This is a genomic window from Morganella morganii (assembly GCF_019242955.1).
GTDB lineage: Bacteria > Pseudomonadota > Gammaproteobacteria > Enterobacterales > Enterobacteriaceae > Morganella > Morganella sibonii.
Genome location: NZ_CP066129.1, coordinates 902,147 through 918,394, shown reverse-complemented (window position 1 = coordinate 918,394; position 16,248 = coordinate 902,147). Strand labels below are relative to the sequence as shown.

16 protein-coding genes are annotated in these 16,248 nt (G+C 52.5%); 7 read left to right on the top strand and 9 right to left on the bottom strand.

Translation table 11 applies throughout. The features are described from left to right. The first annotated feature begins 247 nt into the window (after positions 1-247). A complete protein-coding gene (ggt, locus tag JC793_RS04065) occupies positions 248-2,011 on the top strand; it encodes a gamma-glutamyltransferase (RefSeq protein WP_166707136.1) in 1,764 nt (587 codons plus the stop codon). An 83-nt stretch (positions 2,012-2,094) separates the two neighbouring features. On the opposite strand, the gene JC793_RS04060 is transcribed toward ggt, so the two are convergent. The 6 genes from JC793_RS04060 to JC793_RS04035 form a co-directional block, all read right to left on the bottom strand. After that, positions 2,095-2,670, bottom strand: coding sequence for a TerD family protein (locus tag JC793_RS04060; protein ID WP_046895150.1), 576 nt, complete (start codon positions 2,668-2,670; stop codon positions 2,095-2,097). A 63-nt stretch (positions 2,671-2,733) separates the two neighbouring features. Continuing rightward, positions 2,734-3,312, bottom strand: a complete 579-nt coding sequence (locus JC793_RS04055) for a TerD family protein (protein ID WP_046895149.1) — start codon at positions 3,310-3,312, stop codon at positions 2,734-2,736. A 42-nt stretch (positions 3,313-3,354) separates the two neighbouring features. Then, positions 3,355-4,389 carry a TerC/Alx family metal homeostasis membrane protein gene (locus JC793_RS04050; RefSeq protein WP_046895148.1) on the bottom strand — a complete coding sequence of 345 codons (1,035 nt, stop codon included), beginning with the start codon at positions 4,387-4,389 and terminating at the stop codon, positions 3,355-3,357. 22 nt (positions 4,390-4,411) lie between these two features. Further along, the gene (locus JC793_RS04045; protein ID WP_046895147.1) at positions 4,412-4,867 is read right to left on the bottom strand and encodes a tellurite resistance TerB family protein; all 456 of its coding nucleotides are present in this window, start codon (positions 4,865-4,867) and stop codon (positions 4,412-4,414) included. Between the two features lie 19 nt (positions 4,868-4,886). Then, complete coding sequence (locus JC793_RS04040) at positions 4,887-6,050, bottom strand: TerD family protein (protein WP_218427572.1); 1,164 nt, start codon at positions 6,048-6,050, stop codon at positions 4,887-4,889. Further along, positions 6,050-6,637, bottom strand: coding sequence for a TerD family protein (locus tag JC793_RS04035; protein ID WP_046895145.1), 588 nt, complete (start codon positions 6,635-6,637; stop codon positions 6,050-6,052). Before JC793_RS04035 ends, JC793_RS04040 begins: the two co-directional genes overlap by 1 nt. Positions 6,638-6,931: 294 nt before the next feature. On the opposite strand from JC793_RS04035, the gene JC793_RS04030 reads away from it, so the two are divergent. From JC793_RS04030 to JC793_RS04005, 6 genes are all read left to right on the top strand, one after another. Then, entirely contained in the window at positions 6,932-7,990 is a 1,059-nt protein-coding gene (locus JC793_RS04030; protein ID WP_218427571.1) for an ATP-grasp domain-containing protein, read from the top strand. A gap of 7 nt (positions 7,991-7,997) precedes the next feature. After that, a complete protein-coding gene (locus tag JC793_RS04025; RefSeq protein WP_218427569.1) occupies positions 7,998-9,140 on the top strand; it encodes a phosphoribosyltransferase domain-containing protein in 1,143 nt (380 codons plus the stop codon). Then, positions 9,130-9,915 (top strand): HAD family hydrolase, encoded by a 786-nt coding sequence (locus JC793_RS04020; protein WP_218427567.1) that lies wholly within the window; start codon positions 9,130-9,132, stop codon positions 9,913-9,915. Before JC793_RS04025 ends, JC793_RS04020 begins: the two co-directional genes overlap by 11 nt. Further along, on the top strand, positions 9,908-10,990 hold the full coding sequence (locus JC793_RS04015) for a cysteine protease StiP family protein (protein WP_218427565.1): 1,083 nt from the start codon (positions 9,908-9,910) through the stop codon (positions 10,988-10,990). The genes JC793_RS04020 and JC793_RS04015 overlap by 8 nt, the downstream gene beginning before the upstream one ends. Further along, positions 10,987-11,934 (top strand): HpcH/HpaI aldolase/citrate lyase family protein, encoded by a 948-nt coding sequence (locus JC793_RS04010; RefSeq protein ID WP_112550304.1) that lies wholly within the window; start codon positions 10,987-10,989, stop codon positions 11,932-11,934. Before JC793_RS04015 ends, JC793_RS04010 begins: the two co-directional genes overlap by 4 nt. A gap of 165 nt (positions 11,935-12,099) precedes the next feature. Then, positions 12,100-12,582 (top strand): hypothetical protein, encoded by a 483-nt coding sequence (locus tag JC793_RS04005; RefSeq protein ID WP_046895139.1) that lies wholly within the window; start codon positions 12,100-12,102, stop codon positions 12,580-12,582. Positions 12,583-12,640: 58 nt separating this feature from the next. Here JC793_RS04005 and fbaA read toward each other — a convergent pair whose 3' ends face one another. The 3 genes from fbaA to epd form a co-directional block, all read right to left on the bottom strand. Continuing rightward, positions 12,641-13,717: a class II fructose-bisphosphate aldolase gene (gene fbaA / locus JC793_RS04000; protein WP_182107346.1), complete on the bottom strand. Its 1,077-nt coding sequence runs from the start codon at positions 13,715-13,717 to the stop codon at positions 12,641-12,643. 79 nt (positions 13,718-13,796) lie between these two features. Further along, entirely contained in the window at positions 13,797-14,960 is a 1,164-nt protein-coding gene (gene pgk, locus JC793_RS03995; RefSeq protein ID WP_046895137.1) for a phosphoglycerate kinase, read from the bottom strand. 69 nt (positions 14,961-15,029) lie between these two features. Next, complete coding sequence (epd, locus tag JC793_RS03990; RefSeq protein WP_052926407.1) at positions 15,030-16,052, bottom strand: erythrose-4-phosphate dehydrogenase; 1,023 nt, start codon at positions 16,050-16,052, stop codon at positions 15,030-15,032. Positions 16,053-16,248: the final 196 nt, after the last annotated feature.

Here is a 16,248-nt window from a genome sequence, read left to right as displayed (position 1 = left end):
GTGTTAACCGGTGCTGTGCAGACAGCACCGGTTACCGTCATGTTTGCGTAATGACAAGCTGTTCTTCAGGACCCGGACTATCCGGGTTTTTTATTATTTCCCCGCCCTGCTTTTCCGTCCGGTTTCACATTTTTCCGCACATCATTTCTCAAATATTTGTATCCCTGCTATACGTTAATTAACCATTAATTAACAAATAATAAATCAATACATCATAAAAATACCTGCAAAACCGACGGAGATAATAATGATAACCCCATGGCGAACACCTGTTCTTTTGCTCTCTCTGCTGCTTTCCCCGCAATTATATGCCGCTTCCGAACCTGCCGTTGAGGCCCGTAACGGAATGGTGGTGTCTTCCCAGCATCTGGCATCACAGGCCGGTGCAGACATTCTGAAAGCCGGCGGTAACGCGGTGGATGCAGCGGTAGCTGTCGGTTATGCCCAGGCTGTGGTGAATCCCTGCTGCGGTAATATCGGCGGCGGCGGTTTTATGACACTGCATCTGGCAGACGGTAAAAACATTTTCATCAATTTCCGTGAGACTGCCCCGGCCTCAGCTTCAGCGGATATGTATCTCGATAAAGACGGGAATCTGATCAAAGATGCCAGCCTGTACGGCTACCTTGCCGCCGGGGTTCCCGGAACCGTTAAAGGGCTGGATTACGCCCTGGAGAAATACGGCACCATGAAGCGGGAGCAGGTGATGGCGCCGGCGATTAAGCTGGCCCGCGACGGCTTTATCCTGACCCGCGCGGATACTGATGTGATGGATACCACCACAGCCCGCTTTAAGCAGGACCCGGAAGCAGCCCGGATTTTCCTCAAACCTGACGGCTCTGCATTTCAGCCGGGCGACCGCCTGATTCAGACCGATCTTGCCAATACCCTGGAGCGTATCGCCAAAGAGGGCCCGTCCGCCTTTTACGAGGGTGAGATTCCGCAGTTAGTGGAAAAAGCATCTCAGGCCGGGGGCGGTAAGCTGACAGCCAAAGATTTTGCGGATTACACGATTGCAGAGGTCGCACCGGTGACCTGTACTTATCGCGGGTATGAATTTATTTCCGCCCCGCCGCCGAGCTCCGGCGGTGTCACCATCTGCCAGACGCTGAATATTCTGGAAGGTTATGATCTGAAAGCGATGGGCTTTAACTCGGCGGATTATATCCATACGCTGACCGAGGCGATGCGCCACTCTTATATGGATCGTAATACCTTCCTCGGTGACCCGGCGTTTGTGAACAATCCGACCGAAAAACTGACCAGTAAAGCCTATGCGGAAGAGCTGCGCAAAGAAATCATTCCGGGTAAAGCCACGCCTTCCGCTCAGGTGCAGCCGGGTACCGGCCCGCATGAAAAGCCGGAAACCACACACTATTCCGTGGTGGATAACAAAGGCAATGCGGTTTCCACCACCTATACCATCAATGGCCGTTTTGGTGCGGTGGTGATCCCGCCGGGTACCGGTTTCTTCCTCAATGATGAAATGGATGATTTCACCACCAAAATCGGCGAGAAGAATATGTACGGCCTGGTTCAGGGTGAGCGCAACGCGATTGCCCCGGGCAAGCGCCCGCTTTCTTCCATGAGCCCGACTATTGTCACCAAAGACGGCAACATATTCCTGGTACTGGGTTCACCGGGCGGTTCACGGATTATCTCCATTACCTTACAAACCGCACTGAATATTATCGATCACGGTATGGCGCCGCAGGAGGCGGTAAATGCACCGCGTATTCACCATCAGTGGCTGCCGGATGAGGTGTATTACGAGCAGCGCGGTGTATCAAAAGACTCACTGAATCTGCTGGATAAAATGGGTTATAAAATGGTTGAGCAGACACCGTGGGGTGCTGCCGAGCTGATCATGGTGGGATTACCGGGTGCCGCCGGGGTCAGTGCAGACTCTTCCGGCAATGATGCCGCCGTATCCGGTAAGGTACGGGAAGGTTATTTATACGGTGCCAATGATGTGCGCCGTCCGGCCGGAGAGGCAGCAGGAGTCGAATAATCTCCCGGCCGGATCTGTAAACGCAGTATGCCCTGTCCGTCACGGACAGGGCATTTTTTACTGCAGCCAGCTGATATTAATAATTAAATATTAACACCGTGCTGTGATGCTAATGCCGCCAGACCACCGGCAAAGCCCTGGCCGACAGCTTTGAATTTCCACTCTGCGCCGTGACGGTATAATTCACCGAAGACCATCGCGGTTTCTGTTGAAGCATCTTCAGACAGATCAAAGCGGGCAATTTCAGTACCGTTATCATTATTGCAGATACGGATGAAACTGTTGCTGACCATACCAAAGTTCTGTTTACGTCCTTCCGCATCATAAATCGTCACGGAGAAGACCAGTTTTTTCACCTCTGCCGGGAGAGTATTCAGGCTGATTTTCACCTGCTCATCATCGCCGTCGCCTTCACCGGTACGGTTATCGCCCTGGTGTTCCACCGCGCCGCACGGGCTGGTTTTGTTATTAAAGAAGATGAAATGACCATCGGATAATACTTTTCCGTCATCACCGACCATAAATACCGATGCGTCGAGGTCAAAATCCTGACCATCAGTCACACGCGCATCCCAGCCCAGACCAACCATTGCCACGCTCATTGACGGGGCTTCTTTGGTCAGGGAGACGTTACCACCTTTTGTAAGAGAAACTGCCATTTTCGGACTCCTGCTGCGGATTATTATAAAGAGGGCTGATTCTCAGCCCGCTGAAAGAAATTATCAGGACGCATTAATACCGTATTGCGCACAGACGGATGACAGACCACCGGCATAGCCCTGCCCGACGGCACGGAATTTCCACTCGGTGCCGTGACGGTAGAGTTCACCAAACAGCATAGCGGTTTCGGTGGACGCATCTTCCGTCAGGTCATAACGGGCGATTTCCGTATTGGTGTCATCATTCACCAGGCGGATAAACGCACCGGACACCTGGCCGAAGCTCTGGCGGCGGGTCTGCGCATCATGAATGGTGACCACGAAGACGATTTTATCGATCTCTGCCGGAATCATATCCAGTTTGATAATCAGGGATTCATCATCACCATCACCCTGGCCGGTACGGTTGTCGCCGGTATGGGTGACAGAGCCGTCAGTCGAACGCAGGTTGTTATAGAAAATAAAGTCTGCATCACCGCGCACTTTACCGGCTGCTGTCAGCAGGAACGCGGAGGCATCAAGGTCAAAATCCTGACCATCTGTGGAACGAACATCCCAGCCTAAGCCTATCAGGACGTTTTTCATTGAAGGGGCTGTTTTACTCAGCGACACATTACCACCTTTAGAAAGAGAAACGCTCATTTCACTTACTCCTTAGTTAAATCAGTGACGGGTGGCGGATAATTACTTATCCGCATTTTCCGTTTTTTCCGGGAACATAAAGCTGGCGATGATACCGAGTGCCAGAACCCCGAGCACGACGAACAGGCTGCTGGTGGCCGAAATATGTAATCCGTGACCCCAGAGGCTGTCTGTTGCATTCAGACCCAGTTTCACCGCGATAAAGAACAGCAGCGCAATAACCGCTTTTTCCAGGTGAACCAGGTACTGCTTCAGTGCTTCCAGGACAAAGTACAGGGTACGCAGGCCGAGAATCGCAAACATCATGGCACTGTAAACAATCAGCGGCTCACGGCTGACGGCGATAATCGCCGGTACAGAGTCAAACGCAAACATCACATCGGACAGTTCCACTACCGCCACACACAGCATCAGCGGCGTGGCATACAGTGCGGCTTTTTGACCGCGGCCGATAGTGACGTCTTTGTTCTCCGGTTTTGCCAGTTCGGCATCCACTTCTTTCTGCGTCAGCAGGAAAGCGTGTCCGCTCAGTTTCGGCCAGATAGGGAACAGTTTTTTCACCATCCGGTAAGCAATGTGCTGCGAGTAATCTTCTATCTCATCCTGCTCTTCGCGGTTCCGCAGCATCATGACAGCGGTCCATGCAACGATCAGGGCGAAAATCACTTCCACATACGGCCCCAGACTCAGCAGACCGGTACCTATCGCCACGAAAATCCCGCGGAAAACGATAGCCCCGATAATCCCCCAGTACAGAACACGGTGGCGGAAACGATCCGGAACCGAGAACCAGGAGAAAATAGCCATCATCACAAACAGGTTGTCGACGGACAGCACTTTCTCAAGCGCATAACCGGTGACAAACAGGCTCGCGACTTCCGAACCGTGGTGGATATACAGAAACCCGGCAAAACCCATTGCCACAGCAACCCAGAAAACAGACCAGATTGCCGCATTTTTCAGTGAAACCGGCTTATCGCCCCGGTGCATAAACAAATCAAGAAAAATCGCACCGATAGCGAGGACGACGAAAACGGTAACTGTTTCCATCGGAAAACCGATATGTGTTGATTCCATAATTAACCCTTAGGTATAAAAATCAGAGACCAAATTCTGCCGGGTCAAACCCCAGCGCTGCAGCGATCTCTTTTACTGCTTTCTGCTCATCCTGGTCGAAGTCACCATCACTCTTCGCGACCGCAATCCCGACACGCACCGCTAACTGCGCTGCTTCCGGCTGATCCTTCAGCGCCAGGATATATTTCATGGTTTCACCTTTTCCGATTTCCATGTCGAAATCGAAACTGGTCACCAGTTTGTTGAAAAACGTAATTACTTCTTCGGTTTCAAATACTTTCAGTTCTTCGGAGGACTTCAGAAAACCAATCATTTTCTGTTTTTCTTCCGCGCTTACCCCGTCACTGGAAACCGCAATACGGGCACAGACTGCAATTGTACCTTCCATAAACTTACGGTTTCTGAAACGACTGACCTGTTTTGTCAGTTCTTCGCGGCCTGAATTAAACGCATTTTTGACCCGGTTCAGTATACTCATTGCTGTATCCTCAATTAAATTATTTCGAGCCGGCTTTCCAGCGGAAACCCCACCCGAACGCTTCGTCCATATCGCTTTGATTTTTGAAGAAACGGTTAAGACGCTCAACTTTGATCGCCCCGTTCTCATTGACCAGGCGGGCAATCGCGCACATGGTGCGGCGGTTATCCCCTTCTGTCAGCCGGGTTTCCACCGGCGGCTGCTCCGGTACAAAGACCGTGACCACGCCATCTGTTTTATCCCAGCTCGGTACGCCCTGGTAAATAAAGGCGTAGATAAGGATCTGGCGGATATGTTTCCATTCGCCGCCGTTAATATGCAGCCACTCACCTTCAGACACCGAGCCGGTGCGATCATCACCCTGCAGCTGAATAAACGGTTCGCGGCGGTAATCACCAAATGCATTACCCAGCGCCTGAATCACGGATTTCTGACCATTTTGTAATTCAACAAATGCGCCCAGATCCAGGTCGATACCTTTGTTGCCGCCACCGAATACATTGCTGAGAAAACCACCGGAACTGCTGCTCTGCGCTTCCCGGTGCCAGTTCAGATTAATGCGGATTTCACCGAAGTTATCCCGCTTGCTCAGGCTGATTGACGGCTTCTCTTTACTCAGCGATATCTTGCTTAAACTGATTTTGCTTTCTGCCGGTTTTGGTGCCGGCGCAGGTTTTGGTGCCGGCTCAGCGGCCACATCCACCCCGAAATGTTCCGCCAGCGGTTGCAGCCCGCCGTTGAAACCCTGGGCAACAAAGCGGAATTTCCACTCATTATTACGGCGGTACAGTTCGCCGAGGATCAGTGCCGCTTCCTGACGCCCCGTGGTATCCACATTGCCGCTGAGCAGTTTTTCCTGATCCGCATCAACCTGCACTTCCAGGCTTCGCAGTCCGGCAACAGTCTGTCCGCCGTCACAGGTGACCACAAATGCCACTTTCTGCACATCCTGACGCAGACGGCTGAGATCAACCGTAAAGACGGTATTGTTACCGTTCTGCTGCCAGCTGATGGTGCTGTCATCATTCTGCGGCTGGCCGTAAAAGACCATGTCCGGGTCACCTTTCACTTTGCCGTCAGCGTACAGGCGGAAAGCAGAAGCATCCGCCGCCGCGCCGGACAGCACCGTAATCCGCAGTGTTTTCAGCGGAACGGGCGCGTTCGCCCCCGGCGTCATAGTCATCAGCGCACCACCGTACTGACAATGTCAGAAGACATATCATCAATAGTGCGGCCACGGCACGCAGCACCGTGTGCGGTAAAGTTCCACTCACCGCCGCTGCGGCACAGGGAGGCAATCACAATACCGGTATGTGAGCCCTGCTCATTCAGCTGATAACGCACCAGCTCTTTACCGCTCTGATCCAGCACACGGCAGAAGGCATTTTCCACATCATTAAATGTCTGGCCGCGGAAGCTGTTCACGGTAAAGGCCAGATATTCGGTATTCTGCGGCAGACGGTTCAGATCCACGCGGATCACTTCATCATCACCGTCACCCTCACCGGTCAGGTTATCCCCTTCATGAACCACCGATTTGCAGTCTGATTTCAGTTTGCGGAACCAGATGGTATCGAGAATACGGCCGTCTTTATCCAGCAGAATGCAGCTGGCATCCAGATCGATCGAGTCGTTACCGCCGCCGAACAGCGAACCGAGAAAACCTTTCTTTTTCTGAACAGGATCCCAGCCGAGGCCAAAATGCAGCTGATTTAAAGCGGCTGATGCCTTGCTGAGAGATACCGTCTGATTCTTCGTCAGTGAAACCATATTTTCATTCCTTAAACGGGAGAGGAATCCCAGTGACAGGTACACGTTATAATGAATTTTGAAAAATCATATCATGACGGAGTTCTTTGGCAAGATATATTTCACATAAAATTAATAAGCAAATAAAAACAAATAGTTAAATAATCAAAAGTAACTTACAAAACTATGTGTTATGTCAGACTTCGTCAGCTTATCTTCAATAACAACATAATCATAATATGATTGACATGTTGAGTAATCATAAATAAACTCCCTCCCAATCTATCGGATAAAACAGAACAGGAATAAACAAAAATGGCGCATGCAATCTGGCTGACGGAAGGTCTCTCTTCCCAGCGTGATCTGATCCGGAATATCAGGCTGTTCGCGCAAACATTACAGGTTGATCTCACGATATTTGCCTCTCACCGGCAGCCCCGTCATGAGATCCTGTCAGAAGCCGGTTTCTCGCTGACTGAACCGGCTGACGATAATGCCCGGCTGGCGTTTATTCTGTCTGTTACGAAAAAATACGGTATTCAGGCCATCCACGCCGGACGGAATACCCCGTGGTTTGAAACGCACAGAAACACTATCACCGCCTCCGGCGCCCGGCTGACAACCGGTGTCGTTTCTCTGTCTGATTACGCCGTGGCGGATGATAAAGCCCGGTTTGCCGCTGAAATGGCATCACACGGTCTGCCGGTCGTACCTTCGGTACAAATCACGTCCGCCGCACAACTGCGTGATGCACTGACTGACTCCCCGTTTCCGGGACTGCCGCTCTGTATCAAACCGGTACAGGGTATTTATGGCACCGGTTTCTGGCAGTTTGATGACAAAGCATCACCGATGGCGATGTTCAGCCATCCTGAACGGCGGATCACCACACCGGAGCAGTACCTGTCCGCATTCGGCAGTACCGGAAAATGCGTCCCTCAGGTACTGATGCCCTGCCTGCCCGGCCCGGAGTATTCTGTGGATATTCTGGCTGATCGCGGAGAGGTCCTGGCGGCTGTTGCGCGGCGGAAAGAAGGTTCCCTGCAATACCTTGAACATGATGGTCCCGCATTTGAGCTGGCCTGCGCCTGTGCGCGGGTGATGAACGCTGACGGGCTGGTGAATGTGCAGACCCGCCATGACCATCACGGGCAACCGCTGCTGCTTGAAATCAATATGCGGCCGTCCGGCGGCATCGGCTATACCGCACTGAGTGGTGTGAATCTGCCGGGACTGTTTGCCCTGTACCAGCTTGGCCTGCTCAGCGCGGATGAAGTCAGAGAATATGACCGCACTGCATTTCGTCCGGCGGTTGTCCGTCCCCTGACCGAAGCCGTCAGCTACCCGTCTTCCCTGAATAATGCAATACACTGAGGTCACTATGCCCGGTTTTTCCCGTCCCGGTCATCACCGGTTCACACTGACTACCGGCACGCTGGAAGTCCGCAGCGATGCCACTCCGGAAACACTGGATACCCTGTTTGGTATCGCGGAGCGGCGTAATCCGAAACGGGCATTTCTGTTTGTCAGCAAAGTGCTTGGCCGTCATATCCCGGCAGAGCCGGAAATCATGCGCGGCGTTTACCGTCGCCTTGCTGAACAGTTTCCGCAGGATCTTCCGCAGCCGTTACTGGTTATCGGTATGGCGGAAACCGCTGTCGGGCTGGGTGCGGGGGTATACAGTGAAATCCGCCGTCAGTATCCGGCGTCCCTGTATCTCTCTTCCACCCGTCATCCGGCAGACGGGGAGCTGCTGTGTGAGTTTAAAGAGAACCACAGCCACGCGACGGATCATCTGCTCTATTTTCCGGATGATCCGCAACTGAAAGCCCGGTTGCAGCAGGCGAAAACCCTGGTGCTGGCAGATGATGAAGCCACCACCGGCAATACCTTTACCAATCTGCTGACCGCATTACATGAAAGCGGACAATTACCTGATTTACAGCAGGTTGTCACTGTCACACTGACAGACTGGCGTGATACGCCGGCCACTTCTCAGCACGGATTACCGTTACAGCATGTCTCGCTGATTAACGGAAGCTGGCGCTGGGAAGCTGATCCCGATGCCACGCTGCCGGAGATGCCGGATGTGAATGTCAGTTCAGCAGGCACCGTACCGATCCGCCGTCCGCTGACGCGGGTACGGCTGGGTCTGCATGAACCGCATACTGATTTCGGCTGTGCGGTGACCGCGCTGCCGGGTGAGCGGATTCTGGTGCTGGGTTCCGGTGAATTTGTCTGGGAGCCGTTCCTGCTGGCCGAACGGCTGACGGACGCCGGGGCGGATGTGAAATTCAGCGCCCTGACCCGCTCTCCGATAGCCCCGGGCGGTGCCATTGAATCGGTGATTTCCTTTACGGATAACTACGGACTGGGGATCGCCAACTACCTCTACAATGTGGCACATCAGTCATTTGACCGCATTCTGCTGTGCACAGAAACTGACCCGGCGGCATTTGATCCGCAGTTATTACAGGCGCTGTCCGGCTGCGCACCACTGACGGAGATTATTTATGACGACTAAACCGGTGATCCTGACCGATCTGGATGACACCCTGTTCCAGACAAAACGCAAAATGACACAGGAGCAGGATCTCACGCCATTCCGCACCGGCGCTCTTGACCGCACATTGCAGCCGCGCAGCTTTATGACTGAAGAACAGGCGATGCTGACGGACTGGCTGCTGACATATGCCGATCTCATTCCGGTTACGGCACGTGGTACAGAAGAACTCCGGCGCGTGACTGTTCCGTTCCGTTCTTACGCCATTACCACACACGGTGCGGTGATCCTGCAACCGGACGGCTCACCGGAGCCGGTCTGGCAGTCTCAGATGCTGGCCGCCCTCGCCCCTTACCGTGAGCGCCTGCTGTCACTTCAGCAGTTTTGTACTGACCTGATGGCGGAACGCGGTATTGAGGCATGGGCCCGTATTAATTATGAGTACGATGACGTGCCGGTCTATCTGGTGATGAAACACACCGACAGCACCCGTACAGATGAATTGTATGCGGTTGCCGCAGAGATTGAACAACAGTTTCCGTCAGACGGATTTTATATTCACCGCAACAGTAACAATATTGCCTGGCTGCCGGACCCGGTGGAAAAAGGCCTGGCAGTCACCCGCCTGCTGACGTTATTACGGGCAGAGCGCGGCACCTTTCCGGTTATCGGCCTCGGCGACAGTCTGAGCGATTACCGTTTCATGAAGCACTGTACCTGGTTCGGTATGCCATCCCGCAGTCAGTTTGCGGATGCTGTCGCCGCCCGGATTTTCAGTGAGGTATCCGATGTATAATTTCCCCCCGTTCTCAGGCAGTTATCTGCCGGATGATGTGCAGTTTCTGCTCCGGCCGGTCACCATTGATATGACACCGGTTGAACTGAAAGAGCAGCTGATTCAGTCCGGACAGAAACACTATTCCGATATGCTCAGTCAGGAGCCCGCGCCTACCGCCTGGCATCTTGATCTGTTTAACCGTGCGCTGGAAAAAGGTGCGCCGCGGCTGGCGCAGGATGTGAGTTCCCTCGCCCGTACGCTGGGTGATTACTTTGCTGATCAGCCGGTTGTGCTGGTCAGTCTGGTCCGTGCCGGTGTGCCGTTGGGCGTGATGCTGCATCAGGCACTGCGTGATGCGGGAAAAACCTCGCACCATTACGGTATCAGCATTATCCGTGACCGCGGTATTGATACCGCTGCGCTGGAATGGATCGAACACCATCACGGCACGACCGGTATTGTGTTTGTGGATGGCTGGACAGGCAAAGGCGCTATCACCGGTGAGCTGATCCGATCGCTGAAAGACAGACCCGGCTACCCGGCCGATCCGCGTCTGGTGGTGCTGGCCGATCCGGCCGGATGCGCCTGGCTTTCTGCTGCTGACGATGACTGGCTGATCCCCTCCGGGATTATGGGAGCACCGGTTTCCGGGCTTATCTCCCGCTCCGTCTGGTCGGATACCGGCCCGCACGGCTGTGTTCATTGTGAGCACTTACAATCTTATGAATGCAGCCGGACACTGACCGGTACTGTTGCTGCATTACGCCGTCAGCAGAATACTGCGGTTTCTGCGGCGGTATTTCCCGATCCTGAGACTAAAGCCGCATTGCGGGCAAAAAGCCTCGCGGTGATCACCGCGCTGGCCGCACGCTGCGATGTGAGTGACCTGAACAGAATCAAACCCGGTATTGCCGAAGCGACCCGCGCCGTTCTTCGCCGGGTGCCGGATCATGTCTTTGTGCGTGACTGTACAGAGCCGGACGTGGAATTACTGCTTTATCTCGCCCGTCAGAAAGGGATCACTATCACGGAAGCCGGCGACGCCCTCGGGCAGTACCGCGCCGTCACTATTATCAGGAAGGTATCACCATGACTCTGCGTCTCTCACCGTGGAATTTAGGGGCTTCACTCTATATGCCCGCCACCCGCACTGATATCACAGATGCTGTTATCAATAATAAAATCAGCGGATTACGCTCTCTGATTATTTGTCTGGAAGATGCGGTCAGTGAAACGGATCTCCCGCAGGCACTGAATAATTTGCAGGTTATCCTGGCGGCACTGACGGCAGAAAAACAGCGTGCCGGTAACCAGAACTGGCCGCTGGTATTTATCCGTCCGCGTCATCCTGAAATGGGATTATGGCTGCGGGAGCACTGTGATCTCAGTGCGATCGACGGGCTGGTTCTGCCGAAGTTCACACAACAAACGCTGCCGGTCTGGTGGCAGGTGGTACAGGATACCCCGCTGTGCATGATGCCGACCCTGGAAACTGAAGAGGTCTGTGATGTGGTGCAGATGCGGGAACTGGCACAGGTTCTCAAATCCCATCCCTGCCATGACCGGATCATCGCACTGCGTATCGGCGGTAATGACCTGATGAATGTGATTTCACTGCGCCGCCCGCGTCATCTCACACTGTATGACGGTCCGATGGGCTATGTGATTAAAATGCTGGTCGCTGTTTTTGCCCCGTACGACTTTGCCATGACCGCACCGGTCTGCGAGCACATTGATGATCACGATGTCATGACCCGGGAACTGGCGCTGGATATTGCTCACGGGCTGGTAGGTAAAACCGCAATTCACCCGAACCAGGTGGCGGTGATTGAACACGCACTGCGGGTCTCTGCCGATGAACACGCCGATGCGCTGCGGATACTGAACTCCACACAGGCGGTATTCAAATCGCAGGGAGCCATGTGTGAACCGGCAACACACCGCCGCTGGGCATCCGCTATTCTGGCCAGGGCACGGGTATACGGGATCGCACAACGAAAATCTGACGGACAACCGTTTAAAACACAAAACGCGTAATATTGCAGACAAAAATATCATCAGGCAGAATATCCGGTACTATTATATCTGAGTGCCTTGATATATTCTGGCTTGCTGATTAAATAGTACGGTTATCTGCGGCACAGGCTGTTCCGCAATAATCGTTACTCAGTCTCTTTGTTTTTATACAGGTGTCCCCAGACTATGCAACTAAGCACACGACAGGTTCGTTTATTCACCCTGGCAACCCTGCTCGGCCCCGGAAAACCGGTTCCGTCAGATGAGATCCTGGCGACACTCCGCTGCTCAGAGGCAACACTGACCCGTACATTCAAAGAGTTACGTGATACCTGGTCAGCCGAAATCCGCTACCGGAAAGCGTCACATACCTATGAGATGACGGATGCCGGCACACTGGATCGCAAAACACTGAAGAAACTCAGTGAAGAACTGAACAGCAATGAAAGTCCGAAATCCGTGTATTACCGCGGGAAAGTGTCGCTGGATAAAGAGAAAAAGAAAGCCGTGTCATTATCGCTGACCGGCACAACAGTCAGAAAAATTAACCACCTGTCACTTCTTTCCGGCAAAACCCGCAGTGATGCGGTTGAAATGCTGGTCAATCTTCATATCGATGAGTTAATTGAATCGATAATCCGGCGTAATGAAAGCCAGCAGAAAAAATAATTCATACAAAAAAACCGCCCGGCAAAATACCGGGCGGTTTTATTATTCACGCAACAAATTACAGAACGTTAACGCAGTTCAGTTCTTTGAATGCTTTTTCCAGACGTTCGATCATTGTCTGCTGACCGGCACGTAACCATGCACGCGGGTCATAGTATTTTTTGTTCGGTTTGTCCCGGCCTTCCGGGTTGCCCAGCTGGCCCTGCAGATAACCTTCATTTTTCTGGTAGTAGTGCAGGATACCTTCCCAGGTTGCCCACTGAGTATCGGTATCGATATTCATTTTCACCACACCGTAACCCACTGCTTCTTTGATTTCTTCCGCAGTTGAACCGGAACCGCCGTGGAATACGAAATCCAGGCTGTTGTGCGGCAGGTTATATTTCTCAGAAACATAGTCCTGAGAGTTACGCAGAATTTTTGGTGTTAACTGCACGTTACCCGGCTTGTAAACACCGTGCACGTTACCGAATGACGCCGCGATAGTGAAACGCGGGCTGATGGCATTCAGTTTTTCATAGGCATACGCGACATCTTCCGGCTGGGTATACAGTGCGGAGTTATCGAGGTGGGAGTTATCCACGCCGTCTTCCTCACCACCGGTACAGCCCAGTTCGATTTCCAGAGTCATACCAATTTTCGCCATACGCGCCAGGTACTTGCTGCAAATCTCAATGTTTTCTTCCAGTGACTCTTCTGACAGGTCGATCATGTGAGAAGAGAACAGTGGTTTACCGGTCGCGGCAAAGTGTTTCTCACCGGCGTCCAGCAGGCCGTCTAACCACGGCAGTAATTTCTTCGCACAGTGGTCAGTATGCAGAATGACCGGCACGCCGTAATATTCTGCCATCTGATGCACATGATGCGCACCGGAGATTGCACCCAGAACAGCAGACTGCTGACCTTCGCCTTTGAAACCTTTACCGGCGATAAATGCGGCACCGCCGTTTGAGAACTGAACAATAACAGGAGCACGGACTTTGGCCGCCGCTTCCAATACGGCGTTGATCGAGTCTGTCCCGACGCAGTTTACCGCTGGCAGTGCAAAATTATTTTCTTTGGCTACCGCAAAGATTTTCTGAACATCATCGCCAGTGACGACACCGGGTTTTACAAAATCAAAAACTTTAGACATGTCAAATTTCCTGTATTGGTCTTTCGGAAGTTGTCACGGGCGGCCTGCACCGCCCGTTGTTGTCATCTGATTATGACTGTTACTGTTTTGCACGCTCTTCCAGCATCACAACGGCTGGCAGTTTTTTGCCTTCGACGAATTCCAGGAATGCGCCGCCGCCGGTAGAGATGTAGGAAATTTTATCCGCAATGCCGAATAAATCGATAGCCGCCAGGGTATCACCACCGCCTGCGATAGAGAACGCGTCGCTGTCAGCAATCGCGTTAGCCACGATTTCAGTTCCTTTACGGAAGTTAGGGAACTCAAACACGCCGACCGGACCATTCCACAGAATCGTTTTGGCATTTTTCAGAATTTCAGCCAGGTGGTGTGCGGATTCGTCACCGATATCCAGTACCTGCTCATCATCTTTGATGTCATTGGCTGATTTCAGTACCGCTTCTGCGGTTTCAGAGAACTCAGTCGCCACACGGACATCAACCGGAACCGGGATATCACAGGTGCTGAGTAATTTTTTTGCTTCCGGGATCAGGTCATCTTCATACAGTGAGCGGCCGACATTGTGCCCTTCTGCTGCAATAAAGGTGTTGGCGATACCACCGCCGACGATGATCTGATCCGCGATTTTGGACAGAGAGTCCAGTACCGTCAGTTTGGTAGACACTTTGGAGCCGCCGACAATCGCGACCATCGGACGTGCAGGGTTACCCAGCGCTTTGCCGAGTGCATCCAGTTCCGCCCATAACAACGGGCCGGCACAGGCGACAGGCGCAAATTTTGCCACGCCGTGGGTCGATGCCTGGGCGCGGTGTGCAGTACCGAAAGCGTCCATCACAAAAATATCGCACAGAGCGGCATACTGTTTAGACAGGGTTTCGTCGTCTTTTTTCTCGCCTTTGTTAAAGCGGACGTTTTCCAGCACCACCAGCTCACCGGCATTCAGTTCCAGTCCGTTGAGGTAATCTTTTTCCAGGCGCACCGGGCAGCTCAGTTTATCTGCCAGATAATCAACAACCGGTTTCAGTGAAAACTCTTCGTTGTATTCCCCTTCAACCGGACGGCCGAGGTGAGAGGTCACCATGACTTTGGCACCCTGTTTCAGTGCGGCTTCGATTGTCGGGAGCGAGGCACGGATACGTGCATCAGAGGTAACTTTGCCATCTTTGACAGGAACGTTCAGGTCAGCACGGATAAAAATACGTTTACCCGCCAGATCCAGATCGGTCATCTTAATTACGGACATGGTGAATCCTCTTGTTGATTCTCTTATCAGTTAAATTGTGTTCAATTTTCTGCCGGGGCACGCCGTCCCTCAGTGAAAACCCGCCTCAGCCATTACCAGAGTGGTATCCAGCATACGGTTCGCAAAGCCCCATTCGTTATCGCACCAGACCAGCATTTTTATCAGATGCTGTCCGCTGACGCGGGTCTGTGTGCCGTCAACGATAGCACTGTGCGGATCATGGTTAAAATCCGCCGAGACTAACGGTAACTCTGTGTAGTCCACTATACCACGAAATGCCCCCGTCGCTGCGTTTTGCAGAAGGCGGTTTACATCCTGCGTGGTGACATTACTTTTGACGGTAACGCTCAAATCAATCGCCGTCACATTAATTGTAGGCACCCGGACTGAAATCGCCTCAAAATGATCTTCAAATTTAGGGAAAATACGCCTGATCCCCGCAGCCAGTTTGGTATCCACCGGAATGATGGAGTGCCCGGCCGCCCGCGTGCGCCGTAAATCACTGTGATAAGCATCAATCACCGGCTGATCATTCATCGCCGCGTGAATAGTGGTCACCGTACCGGATTCGATACCGAATCCCTCATCCAGTAATTTTATCACCGGAATGATGCAGTTGGTGGTACAGGACGCGTTCGATACAATTTTATCCTGTGCAGTCAGTGTATTATGGTTAACACCGTAGACAATGGTCGCATCCAGGTCATTACCGCCGGGATGGGAAAACAGGACTTTTTTCGCACCGCCCGCAATATGTGCGAGCCCGTCATCACGGGAACCGTACACGCCGCTGCAATCAAGTACCACATCCACACCGAGTTCCGCCCAGGGAAGCTGATGAATATCCGCTTCATGCAGGATGCGGATCGTGTCATCGCCGACTTTCAGTGTATTTTTATCTGTCAGCTTCACCGGTTTAAAAAAGCGTCCGTGGCTTGTGTCATATTGAAGTAAGTGTGCAATACCTTCGGAATCCGCCAGTTCGTTAATAGCAACAACGGTAATCTGCGTATTACGCCCGGTTTCATACAACGCCCGCAGCACACTCCGCCCGATTCTCCCAAACCCGTTGATTGCAATTTTTATTGTCATAGTATCCTCAGAAATAGCCAAATTATCAGCGAACTAAGAATAACGGACTCACGGGTTTTTGTACGGGGTATTTATCATAGAAACCGCAATCTTTTTTATCCCGTGCGGCACAATCTGAACACCCCTGCGACTGAAACGGTTCAGCTCAATAAAGACAGGTTATGCTAAATGAAAAAAGATCGCAAGAAAGTCAGAC